We start from the raw sequence: 15,004 nt of genomic DNA, 5'->3' as shown, positions 1-15,004 counted from the left end.
GGATTCGGGATTGGGGATTCGTTGAAGCGGCAGGCGGGTGGGCTGGGAGGCAAATCCCCAATCCCCGATCCCGAATCCCGGCTATTCGAGCGAAAGCAGCAGCTTCCACTGCGCGGCGCTGACCGGGAACACCGACAGGCGGTTGCCGCGGGCGACCAGGGGGAAGCCCTCGCCCAGCGCGTCGGCGTGCTGCTTGATCTCGTCCAGCGCGATGGTGCGCGCCAGCTTGCGCTCGAACGCCACGTCCACCAGGTACCAGCGCGGCTGCTCCGGGGTGGCCTTGGGGTCGTGGTAGTCGGAGGACGGATCGAACTGGGTGGCGTCGGGGTAGGCCTGGCTGGCCACGCGCGCCACGCCGACGATGCCCGGCACCTTGCAGTTGGAGTGGTAGAACAGGATGCCGTCGCCGACCTTCATGCCGTCGCGCATGAAGTTGCGCGCCTGGTAGTTGCGCACGCCGTTCCACGGTTCGGTGCCGACCCGCTGCAGGTCGTCGATCGAGAAGGCGTCCGGTTCGGACTTCATCAGCCAATAGCGGGTGCGTGCGGTCATGCGGGGAAATCGTGCGCGGTCGACAGGGTGAGGGATTCGGTGCAGACCGCGTCCAGCGCCACGTCCCAGGCGGCGAGCGGCAAGGCCGCGACCTGTTGCGCGTCGAAGGCGGCCCCGACCAGCCAGGGCGGCGGGGCCTGCCGCTGGCGGAAAGCGAAGCTGCGATCATACCAGCCGCCCCCCATGCCCAGGCGGCCGCCGGCGGTGTCGAAGCCGACCAGCGGCGCCACCACCAGCGCCATCTGCGCCGGGCCCAGGGTCGTGGCCGGGTCGACGTCGGGCTCGGGGATGCCGTAGCGGTTGGCGCGCAGCGGCTGCCCGGGACGCCACGGCGCGAAGCGCAGGGTGTCGCCGCTGAGTACCGGCAGGCAGTACTGCACCGCGTCCGGCAGCGACAGTTGCCAGCGGTGCAGCGCGATCTCGCCGTCCATGGCCCAGTAGCCGCCGACATGGCCGTGCTGCGGCGCGAACGGCAAGTCCAGCAACCGCTGCGCCAGCGCATCGGCGGCGGCCAGGCGCACGGGCGCGGTGAGCGCGCGGCGGCGCGCACGCAGGTCCTGGCGCAGGGAATCGCGGTCGTCGGCAGTCATCGGGCAGGCGTGGCGAGGATTGGCGCTATTGTCGGCGCCGGCGCACGCACTGACCAGCAGGCGCGGTCGCCGCCGCGGCGATCACGCGTAGAGCGCCACCGTCTGCCGGCCCCACAGCACCAGCCGCCCGGCCGTGTCCCAGATCTGCATGTCCTGCAGCGAGTAGCCGTCCTCGGCATGCAGGCTGGCCGAGCGCAGCAGGAACCAGTCGCTGGCGCTGGCCGGCTGCGGGAAGTCCAGGGTCCAGGTCATCGAGCTGACCGGCGCCGGTGCGCTGAAGCAGGTCATCGCGGCCGGCGGCAGGCAGTCGCCCAGCGCGACCAGGGCCACGCTCGGGTCCACGCCGTCGGCGTCGCGATGGCGCGCCCAGACCAGCAACTCCGGGTCGGCCGCGGCGGACAGCGGCAGCGCGCCGCCGGCCAGGCGCATGTCGAAGTTGGCGACGAAGGCCGGCGTCGCGGCGCTGTCGGCGATCGGCGTCGCCGCCTCGGGGCCGACCACCGCCGGCCGTGCCGGCAGGAAGTCGTGGGCGATGCGGCTGGGGCGCGGCTGCGCGAACAGCAATGCGGCACGCAGGGCGACCTGTCCGTCGGCCAGGCAATCGACCGCGACCGAGGTGGCGGACTTGCCCTGGCGCAACACCTGCGTATCGAAGCGCAGGGTGCCGTCGGCCGGGCCGATGAACCCGATATGCGCCGACTTCAGTGGCGGCAACGCGGACGGCGCCGTGCGCAGCGCCGCCTGCAGCGCCAGCGCCGCGGACAGTCCGCCGAAGGCGGTGCGGCCTTGTCGCCAGCTGGCGGGGACATCGAATCCCGCTGCGGGGTCGAAGCGGTCGAGGATCTGGGCGAGCGTCGGCAATCCGGGATCTCCGTGGTGGGGACACCAGTATCCCGGGTTTCGGCCGGCGCGAGAACGCGTCGCGCATGCGCTGCGCCGGCAACGATGTGGTGGACACGCAGGTTGCGGACGCACAAAAAGGAAACGGCGCCTTGCGGCGCCGCTTCCTGGAAGAATTGCATTCTCCGCCGTGACGATGCGTGCGAAACGACCTTGAACCCGGGGTTCAAGTGGGATGGCTGGAGAATCATCGGGCTTCCCGCTACGAGGCGGACTTGCACTCCCGATTCCGTCGCCACCCCGTGGTCGTCATTAAGGGACAAGGCGAATGTTTGCACACGCTGTCGTTCACAGCAGAGAACGCAAGTGGAGTATAGCGCCGTCGTCGCGCTTGGCTAGTCCGTTCGTCGGTGCTTCGGTGCGTTGCAATTCACGTTGATGATCGCCGCGCCACGAGCGGATCAGCGCGTCGTATCGACCACGCTGTCCAGGCGCCGATTGAGATCGGCGAGTGTGCGCGCCATCTCGCGGTCGCGCTGCGCGTGCTCGTCGCGCAGTTGCTGCAGCTCGTGCGCCAGATTCAGCGCCGCGAGAACGGCGACGCGATCCACCGCGGCCATGCGGTTGCTGCCGCGCACCTCGCGCATCTTCGCGTCGAGCAGGCGCGCGGCGGCGAGCAGGCCGTCGCGCTCCTCGGCCTCGACGCCGACGGTGTACTCGCGGTCGAGGATGCGGACGCTGACCGGCTCGCTCACGTGTGCTGCTCCAGGGACTTCAATCGGGCGATCATCGCTTCCACGCGCGAACGCGCCTGTTCGTTCTTGGTCAGCAACTGCGAGCGCTCGCCGATCAGGTGTTCCTGCTGCTGGCGCAAACTGCGGTTCTCGTCGGACAGGCGCTGGCAGCGCTCGACCAGCGTTTCCACGCGTGCGGCAAGGGCGCGAAGCTCGGCGAGGGCGTCAGGGCTGTCCATGGCGCTCACGATAGGCATGCGCCGGAGGGGCGGTCAAGACGCCGCGCGGCGGCGCCATGGCCGGCGCTCAGGCAGGCAGCCGCAGCGGTTGCTGCAACAGGCGCAGGCAGGCGTCCGGCTCCAGCGCCGGCGCCACCAGGTGGCCCTGGATCTCGTCGCAGCCGTGCGCGCGCAGGAACGCCAGCTGGCCGGCGTCTTCGACCCCTTCGGCCACCACCTTCAGCGCCAGCGAGTGGCCCATCGCGATGATGGTGCTGGTGATCGCCTCGTCGTCCGGGTCGCGGGTGAGATCGCCGATGAACTCCTGGTCGATCTTCAGGGTGTTGATCGGCAGGCGCTTCAGGTAGGCCAGCGACGAATAGCCGGTGCCGAAATCGTCGATGGCCAGGGTCAGCCCCAACGCGCGGCAGGCGCGCAGCAATTCGGCGTTCTTGCCGACCTGCGACATCACCACGCTCTCGGTCAGTTCCAGTTCGATGTTGGCGGCCGGCACGCCGGTCTCGGCGAGGATCTCGGCCATCAGCTCCGGCAGGTTGCCGCGCTCGAGCTGGATCGCCGACACGTTCACCGACATGCACAGGTCGGTCAGCCCCATCCGCCGCCAGTCGCGCAGCGCGCCGCAGGCCTGGCGCAGCACCCATTCGCCGATCTCCAGGATCAGCCCGGTCTCCTCGGCCAGCGGGATGAACTGGCTCGGCGAGACCGGTCCGAAATCGGCGCTGTGCCAGCGCAGCAGCGCTTCCACGCCGACCACCCGCTGCGTGCGCAGCGAGTAGCGCGGCTGGTAGACCAGCTTCAGTTCCTGGTCCAGCGGGATCTTGCGCAGCGTGCTGGCCAGGGTGGCGCGATGGCGGGTGGCCTCGTCCATGCGCGCCGAGTACACCTGCACGTTGCGGCGCCCGGCGGCCTTGGCCTGGTACATCGCGGTGTCGGCGTGCTTGAGCAGTTCGCTGGGCAGCAGCGCGTGCTGCGGGAACAGGGAGATGCCGATGGAGCTGGAGACCGCGACCTCGCGGCGTTCGTCCAGCCGCAGCGGCGCCTCGAAGGCGGCCAGCACGCGGGCGGCCACCGCCTCGGCCTCGCCCTGGCTGACGATGTCCTCGACCACCACGGTGAATTCGTCGCCGGCCAGGCGCGCCACCGTGTGCTGCGGCCCCACCGCCTGCTGCAGGCGTTCGGCCACGGCGCGCAGCACGCGGTCGCCGACCGCGTGGCCGAGCGAATCGTTGATGTCCTTGAAGCGGTCCAGGTCCAGGAACAGCACCGCGACCGAGCCGGCCTGGCGTCGCGCACGCACGATCGCCCGCGCCAGGCGCTCGGACAGCAGCGCACGGTTGGGAAGGCTGGTCAGCGTGTCGTAGTTGGCCAGGTAGCGCAGTTCCTGCTCGGCGCGCTTCTGGTCGGTGATGTCCTCCAGCACCACCACCTGGAAGCTCTGGCGGCCGTCGGCGTCGACCACGGTGTTGCGGCGCAGGTGGCAGAGGATCTCCTGGCCGTCCTTGCGCCGCTTCCAGGCCTCGCCGCGCCAGTGCCGGCCATGCTCGGCCACTGGCGCGGCCGGCGTTTCCGGCGTGTGGTCGATCAGCGTCATTGGCTGGCCCAGCACCTCGCGTTCGCTGTAGCCGGTGATGCGGGTGAAGGCTGGGTTGACCGAGATGAAGCGGCGCTCCTCGTCGAGCACGGCGACTGCTTCGCCCATGCTGCGCAGCACTTCGGCGGCGATGCGCCGCTCCAGGTCGGCCTGGCGGTGCGAGGTGATGTCGCGTGCGGTGCCGGCGAGCCGACGCGGTGCGCCGCTGGCGTCGTAGTCGACCACGCGGCCGCGCACCCGCGCCCAGTGCCAGACCCCATCCCCGGCCAGGTCCACCCGATACTCGGCGGTGTAGATCGCGGTGAGGCCCTGCAGGTGTTCCTGCAGCACCTGCCGCGCCTGTTCCATGTCGTCGGGATGGATCCGCAGCGGCTCGTTCTCGCGGATCACCAGGCCGATGTCCTGCGCGTGCGGCGTGGCCTCGTCGGCGCGCATCAGCCGCAGCGTGCGCTGTTGCAGGTCGTAATCCCAGAAGTGCTCGCCCGAGGCCCACAGCGCCAGTTTCAGGTGCTGGTCGCGTTGCTGCAGCTGTGCGTGCCGGTGCAACTGCTCGCGCAGGCGCCGGCGCGAGCGCAGTGCGAACAGCGCGGCCATCCCGCAGGCCGCCAGCGCGGCGAGCGCCACCAGCGGCCATGCGGCCAGCAAGGTCTCGCCGAACAAGGCAAGGCCGGTCCTTTCCGCAGCTCCTGCAGCAACGTGCTCCAATGGCATGGCGGAAAGTGACTTCTGTCAAAGAACGGGTGGTGGAGTGTAGGCGCGTGTCGGAAGCCTCCACAAGCGGCGGCGCACACGCGATTGCTACACTGCGCAGTCCCGATTCCGCTGCAGGCCGCCACAGGCCCGTGGCCAGCGCCCGACAGGCTTCGCTCCATGACCGAACTTCCCACTGCCGACCAGATCGCCGATGCCAGCCGGACGCTTGGCCTGGCTGCGTCGGCGGCCGAACTGCACGGCGCCCTGTGCGGCTGGCTGGCCGGCGGCGGCGCCGAACTGCCGGCGTGGCCGGCTGCCGTGCTGGCCGATGCCAGCATCGCCGCGCCGCGCAGCGGCGACGCGCTGGATCGCCTGCGCGAGGCCACGACTGCGCAACTGAACGACCGCGATTTCGGTTTCGACCTGGTGCTGGCCGATGCCGGCGCGCCGCTGCCCGAGCGCGCCGACGCGCTGTTCGACTGGTGCCGCGGCTTCCTCGGCGGCTTCGGCCTGGCCGCAGGGGCGGCACCGCCGCTGTCCGAGGAGGGCCAGGAAGCGCTGCAGGACCTCGCACGGCTGGCCCAGGCCAGTGCCGACGACTTCGACAGCGGCGACGAGGACGAGGACGCGCTGGCCGAGATCGAGGAGTTCGTGCGCGTGGCGGCGCTGTTGCTGCACAGCGACTGCGTGCTCGGCCCGCGCCACCGGCAGCGCCTGAACTGATGAAGCGGCTCACCGGGATTTCCTCCGGCGAGTACGCGCGCCGCCGTCGGCAGCTGATGGACATGGCCGGCGAGCAGGCCATCCTGGTGCTGCCCAGCGCGCCGGAGCGGGTGCGCAGCCACGACACGCACTACCCGTACCGGCAGGATTCGGACTTCTGGTACCTGTGCGGCTTCCCCGAGCCGGATGCGGTGCTGGTACTGGTGCCCGGGCGCCGCCACGGCGAAGCGCTGCTGTTTTGCCGCGAGCGCGACCCCGAGCGCGAAGCCTGGGACGGCCCGCGGGCGGGCCAGGAAGGCGCGGTCGAGCGCTACGGCATGGACGATGCCTATCCGATCGACGACCTCGACGAGATCCTGCCGGGGCTGCTGGAAGGCCGCTCGCGGGTGTACTACCACTTCGGCCGCGACGTCGATTTCGACCTGAAGCTGATCGGCTGGGTCAAGCGCGTGCGCGAGCAGGTGCGGCACGGCGCGCAGCCACCGCACGAATTTTTGGAACTGGGCCATCTGCTGCACGAGCAGCGCCTGTTCAAATCGCGCGACGAAGTCGCGCTGATGCAGGTGGCGGCCGACCTGAGCGTGGCCGGGCACCGCGCGGCGATGCGGCTGGCGCGCCCGGGCGTGCACGAATACCAACTGCAGGCCGAGATCGAGCGCGAATTCCGCGCCGGCGATGCCTGGCCGGCCTACGGCAGCATCGTCGGCAGCGGCCACAACGCCTGCGTGCTGCACTACCGCGCTAACGCCGCGCGCCTACGCGACGGCGAGCTGGTGCTGGTCGATGCCGGTGCCGAGTACCGCGGCTATGCCGCCGACATCACCCGCACGTTTCCGGCCAACGGCCGCTTCAGCGCCGAACAGCGCGCGCTGCACGACCTGGTCGGCGCTGCCCACGCCGCCGCGCTGGCGCAGGCGCGGCCGGGCGTGGCCTACGAGGCCGGGCACCTGGCCGCGGTGCAGACCCTGACCGAAGGTCTGCTGCGGCTGGGCCTGCTCAAGGGCAGCCTGGAGCAGAACCTGGCCAGCGGCGACTACCGGCGCTTCTACCGGCACAAGACCGGGCACTGGCTGGGCCTGGACGTGCACGACGTCGGCGACTACCGGCTGGCCGGCGAATCGCGCCTGCTCGAGCCGGGCATGGTGTTCACCATCGAACCCGGCCTGTACGTGTCGCCGGACGACAAGGACGTGGATGCGAAGTGGCGCGGCATCGGCATCCGCACCGAGGACGACGTGCTGATCACCGACGACGGCCACCGCGTGCTCACCGAGGCCCTGGCGCGCAGCGCCGAGGAGATCGAGGCCTTGATGGCTGGGAATGGGGAATAGGGACTAGGGAATGGAAAAAGCGGCGACCGCGCGCAGAAAGGTCAGCTAGCGGACCCGGCGCTTTTGCTGTTGCGATTCCCCAATCCCGATTCTCCAATCCCGGCGGCGGCCCTCAGGCCGCCGCGAATACCGGACGCGTCAGGTTCTCGGGCGCGTCCTCGGTGCACACCACCTCGTCCTCGATGCGGATGCCGCCGTAGGGCTTGAACTGTTCCACGCGCGCCCAGTCGACGCTGTCGCCGTGGCCGGCCTGCTTGAGGTCGTCGAGCAGCATGTCGATGAAGTACAGGCCCGGCTCGATCGTCACCACCATGCCCGGCTCCAGGGTGCGGGTCATGCGCAGGTAGGGGTGGCCATCGGGGCGTTCGATGCGGCCGCCGCGGTCGCTGGCGGCGAAGCCAGCGACGTCGTGCACCTGCAGGCCGATCGGGTGGCCCAGGCCGTGCGGGAAGAACGCGGCGCTGACGCCGGTGGCCACCGCGGTTTCCGGCGACACGGTGAGCACGCCGGCATCCTTCAGCACCCCCATCAGCGCCAGGTGCGCCTCCAGGTGCAGTTGCCGGTAGTCGACGCCGGCGCGCACGTTCTGGCCCATGCGCTGCTGCGCGGCGTCCACCGCGTCGATCAGCGCCTGGAACTCGCTGCCGGGATCGGCGGCATAGGTGCGGGTGATGTCGCTGGCGTAGCCGTGCGCGGAGGCGCCTGCGTCGATCAGGAAGCTGCGCAGCGGCGTCGGCGCCTGCCGCTGCAGTTCGGTGTAGTGCAGCACGGCGCCGTGTTCGTTCAGCGCCACGATGTTGCCGTACGGCAGTTCGTTCGCGTCCTGCCCGACCGCGGCGCAGTAGGCCATGTGGATCTCGAATTCGCTGCGGCCGTCGCGGAACGCGGCCTCGGCGGCGCGATGGCCGCGCACCGCCGAGTGCTGCGCCTGGCGCATCAGCGCCAGCTCGTAGGGCGTCTTGTAGGCGCGGTGGTACTCCAGGTACTGCAGCACCTGCGCCGGGTTGTTCGGCACGTAGCCGCCCAGTGCGCTCTGCGGCTCGCCCAGGATCGCGCTGCGCGCGGCATCCGGCAGCAGCGCCAGCGCCTCGTCCGGGGTGCGGATCAGGTGGACGTCGCAGTGCTCCACCCACCAGCCGCTGGGTGCGTCCGGCACCACGTGCCAGTAGTCGCGCGGCTGGTGGAAGATCACCTGCGGCCTGCGCCCGGGCGTGTATACCAGCCAGCTGTTGGGCACCCGGGTCAGCGGCAGCCAGGCCTTGAACTGCGGGTTCACCGCGAACGGATAGTCGCGATCGTCGAACACCTGGTAGTGCAGGCTGCCGCTGGGGACCACCAGGTGGTCGAAGCCGCCGCGCGCCAGCGCCTCGTCGGCGCGTCGGGTCAGGGTGCGCAGGTGGTCGGCGTACAGGGCGCTGGGGTCGTGCTGGGGCATGGCAGTGGCTCGTTCGGCGATGCGGAAACGGGGGCGCCAAGTGTGCCGGAAACGGTGTAGGTGTGCGGACGTGAGCGGGCGGCGTGCGCATAGCGTACGTTGCCGAAGCTGCGCCGGCGACGCGGGGCTTTGTCGATCCGCTGGATCTTTTTGAGTCGGAGCGCGCAACGGACTCGGATGGCTGTCGTAGGAGCGGCTTCAGCCGCGACCGAGGCGTTCCCGCGAATGCCGGTCGCGGCCAAAGCCGCTCCTACGAGATCGGCGGCGTTAGCCGCCGGATGCGGCGTTGATCCATTGCCGCAGCAGGTCGCGGTGCGCGGGGGCAATGGTCAGGAAGCGGAAGCCGGCCCAGGCCTGGCCCGGTGCGTGCGAGGCTTCGCTCCACAGCAGGTGCGCGCCGACGTCGATCTGCACCTCGCGGTCGGCGTGTGGCATCGCGAAGCGCAGCTGGTACAGGGCGTCCTCGTGCAGCGGCGCCGAGGCCAGCAGCAGCATGCCGTGTTCGGACACGTTGCCGAGGCGGCCGACCACCGCGTCTTCCATCAGGTCCAGCACCGGCACCATCTCCGGGACCTGGCGGCGCGGCGAGCGGCGGGCCTCGACGCTCATGCGCCCTCCATCGCGTCGTCGGCCGCGGGCGCGCCTGCCAGGGTGCGCAGCGCGCGTACCGCGGCCTGCCAGGCGCGGTCGATCAGGCGGGCGCGGTCTTCGCTGACGATGCGGGCCTGGCCCTGCGCCAACAGCCGCGCCAGCCCGTCCAGGGTGTGCTCGGCGGCCTTCTGGCCGCGCTGGTTGACGAACAGCGCGCGATCGGTGATCGGGCTGTACCAGGACAGGCGCTGCCGTTTCAGGTCGCCCTGCTGGTTGACCACGAACTCGAACCAGGTGCCGAACGGCAGCGTGCGCAGCCGCGCATACGCGGCCTGTTCGGTCTCGGTGCGTGGCGGCAGCGACGGCCGTTCGCCGTCCTCGCCCTGGTCGCCCAGGCGGGTGCGCGCCTTCAGCCGCACGCTGAGTTCGGTACGCGAGGTGGTGGCATCGGTGCCGCCGGGCGTGGACAGGCGGCGGGCGATCGCCTCGGCTTCCTGCTGGTGGTAGCCCACCTGCAGCAGCGCCTGGCACACGCGCTCGGCCAGGGCGGCATCGGAAGCGCCGTCGCTTTGGCAGGTGACCTCGGCGATGCGCTCGGCCAGGCCGATGCGTTCGCGCCAGGTCTCCGAGTCCTCGCCCTGGCGCAGCAGGGTCAGCACCAGTACGTCGGACCAGGCCTGCTGCAGCAGGGTCTGCACGAAGCCGGGCGGTTGCCGGGCAGTGCACAGCGCCTCCAGGGTGGCGGTCGCGGTCTGCTTGGCCAGCTCCAGCCGTTCCTTGCCGCGCGCGGCCTCGACGTGGCGGCGTTCGGCGATCTCGGCCTTGTGCGCCAGGCTGCGCTGCTGCGCCAGGATGTCCTGGTGGGCCTGTTCGAAGACGACCTCGTCGCCTTCGTACTCCTCGACCACGCGGTCCACCGCGTGGTTGAGCTTGAGCAGCAGCGTCGGATCGCTGTCGTCTTCGCCCAGCCAGGTCGCGCCCGATTCGGCGACGGCGTTGAGCAGTTCCCGCGCCGGGTGGCGGCTGTGCGCGAAGAACGCCGGATCCTGCAGCGCCGCGCGCACCAGCGGCACCTGCAGGCGTTCCAGCAGCCCCGCAGCCGGTGCGTCGGGACGTACCTCGCGCTCGATCTCGCCGTACAGCAGGCCGAGCAGGTCGAAGGTGTCGGCCTGCTGCGGTGCCAGTATCGCCTGTGCGCCGTGGGTGGCGCGCAGCGCCTGCAGCAGGGCGGCGCGCACGTCGCGCAGGTGGCGGCGTCCGCGCAGCCCGCCCAGGGTGCTGTGGGCCGGCGGCTGCGCCTGCAGTTCGCCCAGGGCCTCCAGCAGGCTGGCGGTCGGCACCGGCGCCGCGCCGACGGCGCTCGCCGGCAGCGACGGGAGGGGGGCGGCACCGGTGGCCATGGCCGCCGGCGCCGCGGCAGCGGGCGTGGCATGCGCGCGTGCGGCCGCCAGCAGCTGGCGCAGCGTGGCCAGATCGGGACCGCCAGCGGCTGGCTCGCCGGCACCGGCCGCCGGCCCCGCTGGCGGCAGCGGCGGTGGGGCGGCGGGCCCTGGCGACACGCTCGCGGCAGGCGCGGCCTGGCCGGGAGCGCTGCCGCTCCCCCTGGGGCCGTTGGCGGCAGCGGCTGGCTCGGTGCCTGCGGGCATGCGCGCGACGCGGCGCGCGCCCGGCTCGACGTTGGTGCTGCGCGCCACGTAGGGCAGGTAGATCAGGCCCGGCAGCACCCCGGCCCGGGTGAGCATGACGTTGGCCCGTTCCACCATCTCGCCGTAGCGCGCCAGCGCCTGGCGTTCGAAGGCGCGGTACAGCGCCAATTGCGTGTCCAGGCCCAGGCCCAGCGCGTCGCCGGCATCGCGCAGCAGCCGGCACAGCGCGTGCGGCCCCAGCGGCAACTGCTCGATCTCGAAGGCGGGCCGCGCCGCCAGCACGCCGAAGCGCTGGCCGAGCAACTGCAGCGGGATGTTGCAGCGGGTGGCCTCGCGGCGGGCGATCTCGTGCAGCACGATGTCGCGGTCGATATCCACATCGGCGACCAGGGTCATCATCTGCGCGGTGGCGCCGGCCTTGGCCGCGCGCGGCGTGGCGGCCATCGCCAACGGGCTGCGGATGCCGGCCAATCCGGCTTCCAGGTGCCCCCGATAGAACGGCGCAACGCCCGCGCGCTGCGCGCGCAAGCGCTGCACTTCCTGGTAGATGTCCTGCTGCACCTGGCCGTTGCGGGCGCGCTGGGCCTGCTCGAACAGGGTCTGCTCCAGGTCGTCCAGGGTCGCCTGCAACGGCGTGTCCAGGGCCTGCCACAGCTGGGCGTGCAAGGTCTGCAGGAGGTCGCGCACGCGCGCCGGCAGGGCGGCGCTGGCAAGCGTCGCCGGCGGGGCCGACATGGTCGCAGACACGGGCATCCTGTGATCGCCGTTGTACTTTTCTGCGCGGTATGTAGCACGATCCGCCGCCGCAACCAAGGCGGGCGGCGTCGCCAGGACACCGTCCTAGGGCAGAAACAGGGCGACCACGTCGTTGGTGAAGCGCCGCCCCAGCTCGGTCGGCACGGCGTGGCCGGCGTCCACCCGCAGCCAGTCGCGGGCCTGCGCGGTGGCCAGGGCGGGAGCGATCGCCTGCAGCGGCAGGCCGGTACGGGCGCTGAAGTCGCGCAGCGCGAAGCCGTCGTTGAGGCGCAGCGCGTTGAGCATGTACTCGAACGGGCGCCGCTCCGGCGCGATCCATTCGTCGCCGCCGATCGCCGCCGGGGTCCCGGCCGCGTCCAGGAACGCCTGCGGATGCTTGTGCTTCCAGCGCCGCAGGATGCTCTGCTCGGCGCCGGAGCTGATCTTGCCGTGGGCGCCGGCGCCGATGCCGAGATAGTCGCCGAAGGTCCAGTAGTTGAGGTTGTGCGCGCAGCGGTAGCCGGCGCGGGCGTAGGCGCTGACCTCGTATTGCGCGTAGCCGGCCTCGGCCAGCAGCGCCTGGCAGCGCTCCTGCATGTCCCAGGCGTCGTCGTCCTCGGGAATGCCCTGCGGCGGCCGCGCGGCGAACAGCGTGTTCGGTTCCAGGGTGAGCTGGTAGTGGCTGAGGTGGGTCGGCTGCAGCGCCAGCGCCTGCGCGATGTCGCGCTCGGCCTCGGCCAGGGTCTGCTGCGGCAGCGCGTACATCAGGTCCAGGTTGAGATTGGCGTAGCCGGCGTCCTGCGCCAGCTTCACCGCGCGCTCGGCCTCGGCGCCGTCGTGGATGCGGCCCAGCCGCTGCAGGGCCGCATCGTCGAAGCTCTGGATGCCGAAGCTGAGGCGATTCACCCCGGCCGCCAGATAGCGGTCGAAGCGGCCGTGCTCGGCGGTGCCGGGATTGGTCTCCAGGGTGATCTCCAGGCCGGGCGCGAAGCGCAGCCGGGCGCTGGCGGCCTGCAGGAAGCGGTCGATCGCCTCCGGCGGGAACAGGCTGGGCGTGCCGCCGCCGAAGAACACGCTGTTGACCACCCGGCCCCAGACCAGCGGCAGATCCTGGTCCAGGTCGCGGATCAGCGCCTCCACGTAGGCGTCGAACGGCAGCGCGCCCTTGGCCGCGTGCGAATTGAAGTCGCAGTACGGGCATTTGCGCACGCACCATGGCAGGTGCACGTAGAGCGACAGCGGCGGCGGTACCAGCGGCGGGCTGCCGGCGTGCGCGGACGGGTCCGGGCAGGCGGCGCCGGGCGGATGCTGGCAAGGGTCGTGGGCGTGCGGCATGGCGGCGAGGGCGGGAAAGCGGGGAAAGCGGGGAAAGCGGAGAGGCGGGCGGCGCGGGTGCTGGGTGGTGGTCAGGGCCTGGCGGTGTGGCGCGACACGGGCCGCGCGCGCCATGGCGCATGTCCTGGCCTGGCGCCCGCGCGCGGCGCGTTCACCCGGCGGGTTGCGCCGCCAGCAGGTCGGCCAGGCGCTGCCTGAGCTGCTGCAGCGCAATGGCGCGATGGCTGATGCGGTTCTTCAGCGCCAGCGGCATCTCGGCCGCGGTCTGGCCGTGGTCCGGGTCCAGGAACACCGGGTCGTAGCCGTGCCCGCCGGTGCCGGCACGGGCCCGCGCGATGCGGCCACGCCAGCGGCCTTCCACCAGCAGCGGTTGCGGATCCTCGGCATGCCGCAGCAGCACCAGCACGCAGTAGAAGTGCGCACCGCGCTGCGCGTCCGGGACATCGCGCAGTGCGTCCAGCAGCTTGTCGATGTTGGCCTGCGCATTGCCGTGTTCGCCGGCGTAGCGCGCCGAATACAGGCCCGGCGCGCCGTGCAGCGCGTCCACGCAGATGCCGGAGTCGTCGGCCAGTGCCGGCAGGCCGGTGACGCGGGCGGCGTGGCGCGCCTTGAGCAGCGCGTTCTCGACGAAGGTCAGGCCGGTCTCGTCGGCATCGCTGACGCCGAGCGTGGATTGCGCGATCAGGTCGACGCCGACGTCGTCGAGCAGGGCATGCAGTTCTTCGAGTTTGCCGGCGTTGCTGCTGGCCAGGACCAGTTTCATGCGGTGGGCTCCAGCAGATCCCAGGTGTTGCCGTAGAGATCGCGGAACACCGCGACCGTGGCGTAGGGTTCGTGACGCGGGGCTTCCAGGAATTCCACGCCGGCGGCGCGCATCGCCGCATGGTCGCGCTGGAAGTCGTCGGTGTGCAGGAAGAAGCCGACCCGGCCGCCGGTCTGGTCGCCGATGCGGCTGCGCTGCGCCTCGTCGCTGGCGCGCGCCAGCAGCAGCGCCGCGCCGCGCGTATCGCCAGGCCCGACCACGACCCAGCGCTTGTGGCCCTGGTCCACGTCTTCCAGCAACCGGAACCCCAGCTTGCCGGTGTACCAGGCGATGGCCTCGTCGTAGTCGGCCACCACCAGGGTGACCAGGGCCAGGCGCCGGTTCATTGCGCCAGGGCCGCGCGCTGCGCCGCCAGCAGCGCGCCGATGCCGCGCTCGGCCAGGCCGAGCAGCGCGTCCAGTTCGTCGCGGCGGAAGGCGTGGCCCTCGGCAGTGCCCTGCAGCTCGATGAAGCCGCCGCCGTCGTTCATCACCACGTTCATGTCGGTATCGCAGTCGCTGTCCTCGGCATAGTCCAGGTCCAGCACCGGCACGCCGCGGTAGACCCCGACCGAGACCGCCGCGACCGCGCCCAGCACCACCGGCTTCTTCAGGTCGCCGCGCTTCTGCAGCCAGTTCACTGCATCCACCAGGGCCACGTAGGCGCCGGTGATGGCGGCGGTGCGGGTGCCGCCGTCGGCCTGCAGCACGTCGCAGTCCAGGGTGATGGTGCGCTCGCCCAGCGCGGTGCGGTCGACGCAGGCGCGCAACGCGCGGCCGATCAGGCGCTGGATCTCCAGCGTGCGTCCGCCCTGCTTGCCGCGCGCGGCTTCGCGATCGGAGCGCGAATGGGTGGCGCGCGGCAGCATGCCGTATTCGGCGGTGACCCAGCCTTCGCCCTTGCCGCGCAGGAAGCCCGGCACGCGGTTCTCGACGCTGGCGTTGCACAGCACGCGGGTGTCGCCGAAGCTGACCAGGACCGAGCCTTCGGCATGGCGGGTGAAGGCGCGTTCGATGCGGACCGGGCGCAACTGATCGGCCGTACGGCCGCTGGGACGGGAGAAGGACATGCAGGATTCCGGGAAGGGCGGGGCCATGCGCGGCATGTGACCGCGTTCGGCAAGGCAGGAAAGGGCGCTAGGTTAACATCCGCCCCTTGTCCGCATTG

At 71.5% G+C, this 15,004-nt stretch carries 15 protein-coding genes and 1 other RNA gene; 2 read left to right on the top strand and 14 right to left on the bottom strand.

Going from position 1 to position 15,004, the window contains the following annotated elements; translation table 11 throughout:
• Positions 1 to 81 precede the first annotated feature (81 nt).
• From Q7W82_RS18720 to Q7W82_RS18690, 7 genes are all read right to left on the bottom strand, one after another.
• Entirely contained in the window at positions 82 to 552 is a 471-nt protein-coding gene (locus Q7W82_RS18720) for an EVE domain-containing protein (protein WP_017915860.1), read from the bottom strand.
• Positions 549 to 1,142 (bottom strand): 5-formyltetrahydrofolate cyclo-ligase, encoded by a 594-nt coding sequence (locus Q7W82_RS18715; protein ID WP_242160559.1) that lies wholly within the window; start codon positions 1,140 to 1,142, stop codon positions 549 to 551. Before Q7W82_RS18715 ends, Q7W82_RS18720 begins: the two co-directional genes overlap by 4 nt.
• Positions 1,143 to 1,223: 81 nt before the next feature.
• Entirely contained in the window at positions 1,224 to 2,003 is a 780-nt protein-coding gene (locus Q7W82_RS18710) for a thioesterase family protein (RefSeq protein WP_242160560.1), read from the bottom strand.
• Between the two features lie 157 nt (positions 2,004 to 2,160).
• Positions 2,161 to 2,345: non-coding RNA, 6S RNA (ssrS, locus tag Q7W82_RS18705), on the bottom strand.
• A gap of 98 nt (positions 2,346 to 2,443) precedes the next feature.
• On the bottom strand, positions 2,444 to 2,737 hold the full coding sequence (locus tag Q7W82_RS18700; protein ID WP_242080491.1) for a cell division protein ZapA: 294 nt from the start codon (positions 2,735 to 2,737) through the stop codon (positions 2,444 to 2,446).
• Complete coding sequence (locus Q7W82_RS18695; RefSeq protein ID WP_017910437.1) at positions 2,734 to 2,955, bottom strand: TIGR02449 family protein; 222 nt, start codon at positions 2,953 to 2,955, stop codon at positions 2,734 to 2,736. The genes Q7W82_RS18700 and Q7W82_RS18695 overlap by 4 nt, the downstream gene beginning before the upstream one ends.
• A gap of 67 nt (positions 2,956 to 3,022) precedes the next feature.
• The gene (locus Q7W82_RS18690; protein WP_242160561.1) at positions 3,023 to 5,206 is read right to left on the bottom strand and encodes a GGDEF and EAL domain-containing protein; all 2,184 of its coding nucleotides are present in this window, start codon (positions 5,204 to 5,206) and stop codon (positions 3,023 to 3,025) included.
• Between the two features lie 210 nt (positions 5,207 to 5,416).
• On the opposite strand from Q7W82_RS18690, the gene Q7W82_RS18685 reads away from it, so the two are divergent.
• Together Q7W82_RS18685 and Q7W82_RS18680 are read left to right on the top strand one after the other, a co-directional pair.
• Complete coding sequence (locus tag Q7W82_RS18685; protein WP_242080493.1) at positions 5,417 to 5,962, top strand: YecA family protein; 546 nt, start codon at positions 5,417 to 5,419, stop codon at positions 5,960 to 5,962.
• Positions 5,962 to 7,293, top strand: coding sequence for an aminopeptidase P N-terminal domain-containing protein (locus tag Q7W82_RS18680; RefSeq protein ID WP_242160562.1), 1,332 nt, complete (start codon positions 5,962 to 5,964; stop codon positions 7,291 to 7,293). Before Q7W82_RS18685 ends, Q7W82_RS18680 begins: the two co-directional genes overlap by 1 nt.
• A 112-nt stretch (positions 7,294 to 7,405) precedes the next feature.
• On the opposite strand, the gene pepQ is transcribed toward Q7W82_RS18680, so the two are convergent.
• The 7 genes from pepQ to rph form a co-directional block, all read right to left on the bottom strand.
• Complete coding sequence (gene pepQ, locus Q7W82_RS18675) at positions 7,406 to 8,728, bottom strand: Xaa-Pro dipeptidase (RefSeq protein WP_242160563.1); 1,323 nt, start codon at positions 8,726 to 8,728, stop codon at positions 7,406 to 7,408.
• 267 nt (positions 8,729 to 8,995) lie between these two features.
• Positions 8,996 to 9,337, bottom strand: a complete 342-nt coding sequence (locus Q7W82_RS18670) for a PilZ domain-containing protein (RefSeq protein ID WP_242160564.1) — start codon at positions 9,335 to 9,337, stop codon at positions 8,996 to 8,998.
• Positions 9,334 to 11,700, bottom strand: a complete 2,367-nt coding sequence (locus Q7W82_RS18665; RefSeq protein WP_242160621.1) for a DUF1631 domain-containing protein — start codon at positions 11,698 to 11,700, stop codon at positions 9,334 to 9,336. Before Q7W82_RS18665 ends, Q7W82_RS18670 begins: the two co-directional genes overlap by 4 nt.
• A gap of 105 nt (positions 11,701 to 11,805) precedes the next feature.
• Positions 11,806 to 13,035, bottom strand: a complete 1,230-nt coding sequence (gene hemW / locus Q7W82_RS18660) for a radical SAM family heme chaperone HemW (RefSeq protein WP_242160565.1) — start codon at positions 13,033 to 13,035, stop codon at positions 11,806 to 11,808.
• A gap of 151 nt (positions 13,036 to 13,186) precedes the next feature.
• Positions 13,187 to 13,798, bottom strand: coding sequence for an RdgB/HAM1 family non-canonical purine NTP pyrophosphatase (gene rdgB, locus Q7W82_RS18655; protein ID WP_242160566.1), 612 nt, complete (start codon positions 13,796 to 13,798; stop codon positions 13,187 to 13,189).
• The gene (locus Q7W82_RS18650) at positions 13,795 to 14,184 is read right to left on the bottom strand and encodes a VOC family protein (RefSeq protein ID WP_242160567.1); all 390 of its coding nucleotides are present in this window, start codon (positions 14,182 to 14,184) and stop codon (positions 13,795 to 13,797) included. Before Q7W82_RS18650 ends, rdgB begins: the two co-directional genes overlap by 4 nt.
• Positions 14,181 to 14,906 (bottom strand): ribonuclease PH, encoded by a 726-nt coding sequence (gene rph / locus Q7W82_RS18645; protein ID WP_242160568.1) that lies wholly within the window; start codon positions 14,904 to 14,906, stop codon positions 14,181 to 14,183. The genes Q7W82_RS18650 and rph overlap by 4 nt, the downstream gene beginning before the upstream one ends.
• Positions 14,907 to 15,004: the final 98 nt, after the last annotated feature.

The sequence above is a fragment of the Xanthomonas indica genome (assembly GCF_040529045.1).
GTDB classification, from domain to species: Bacteria; Pseudomonadota; Gammaproteobacteria; order Xanthomonadales; family Xanthomonadaceae; genus Xanthomonas_A; species Xanthomonas_A indica.
The sequence above is the reverse complement of the archived record's forward strand: the minus strand, read 5'-3'. Positions and strand labels throughout refer to the sequence as shown.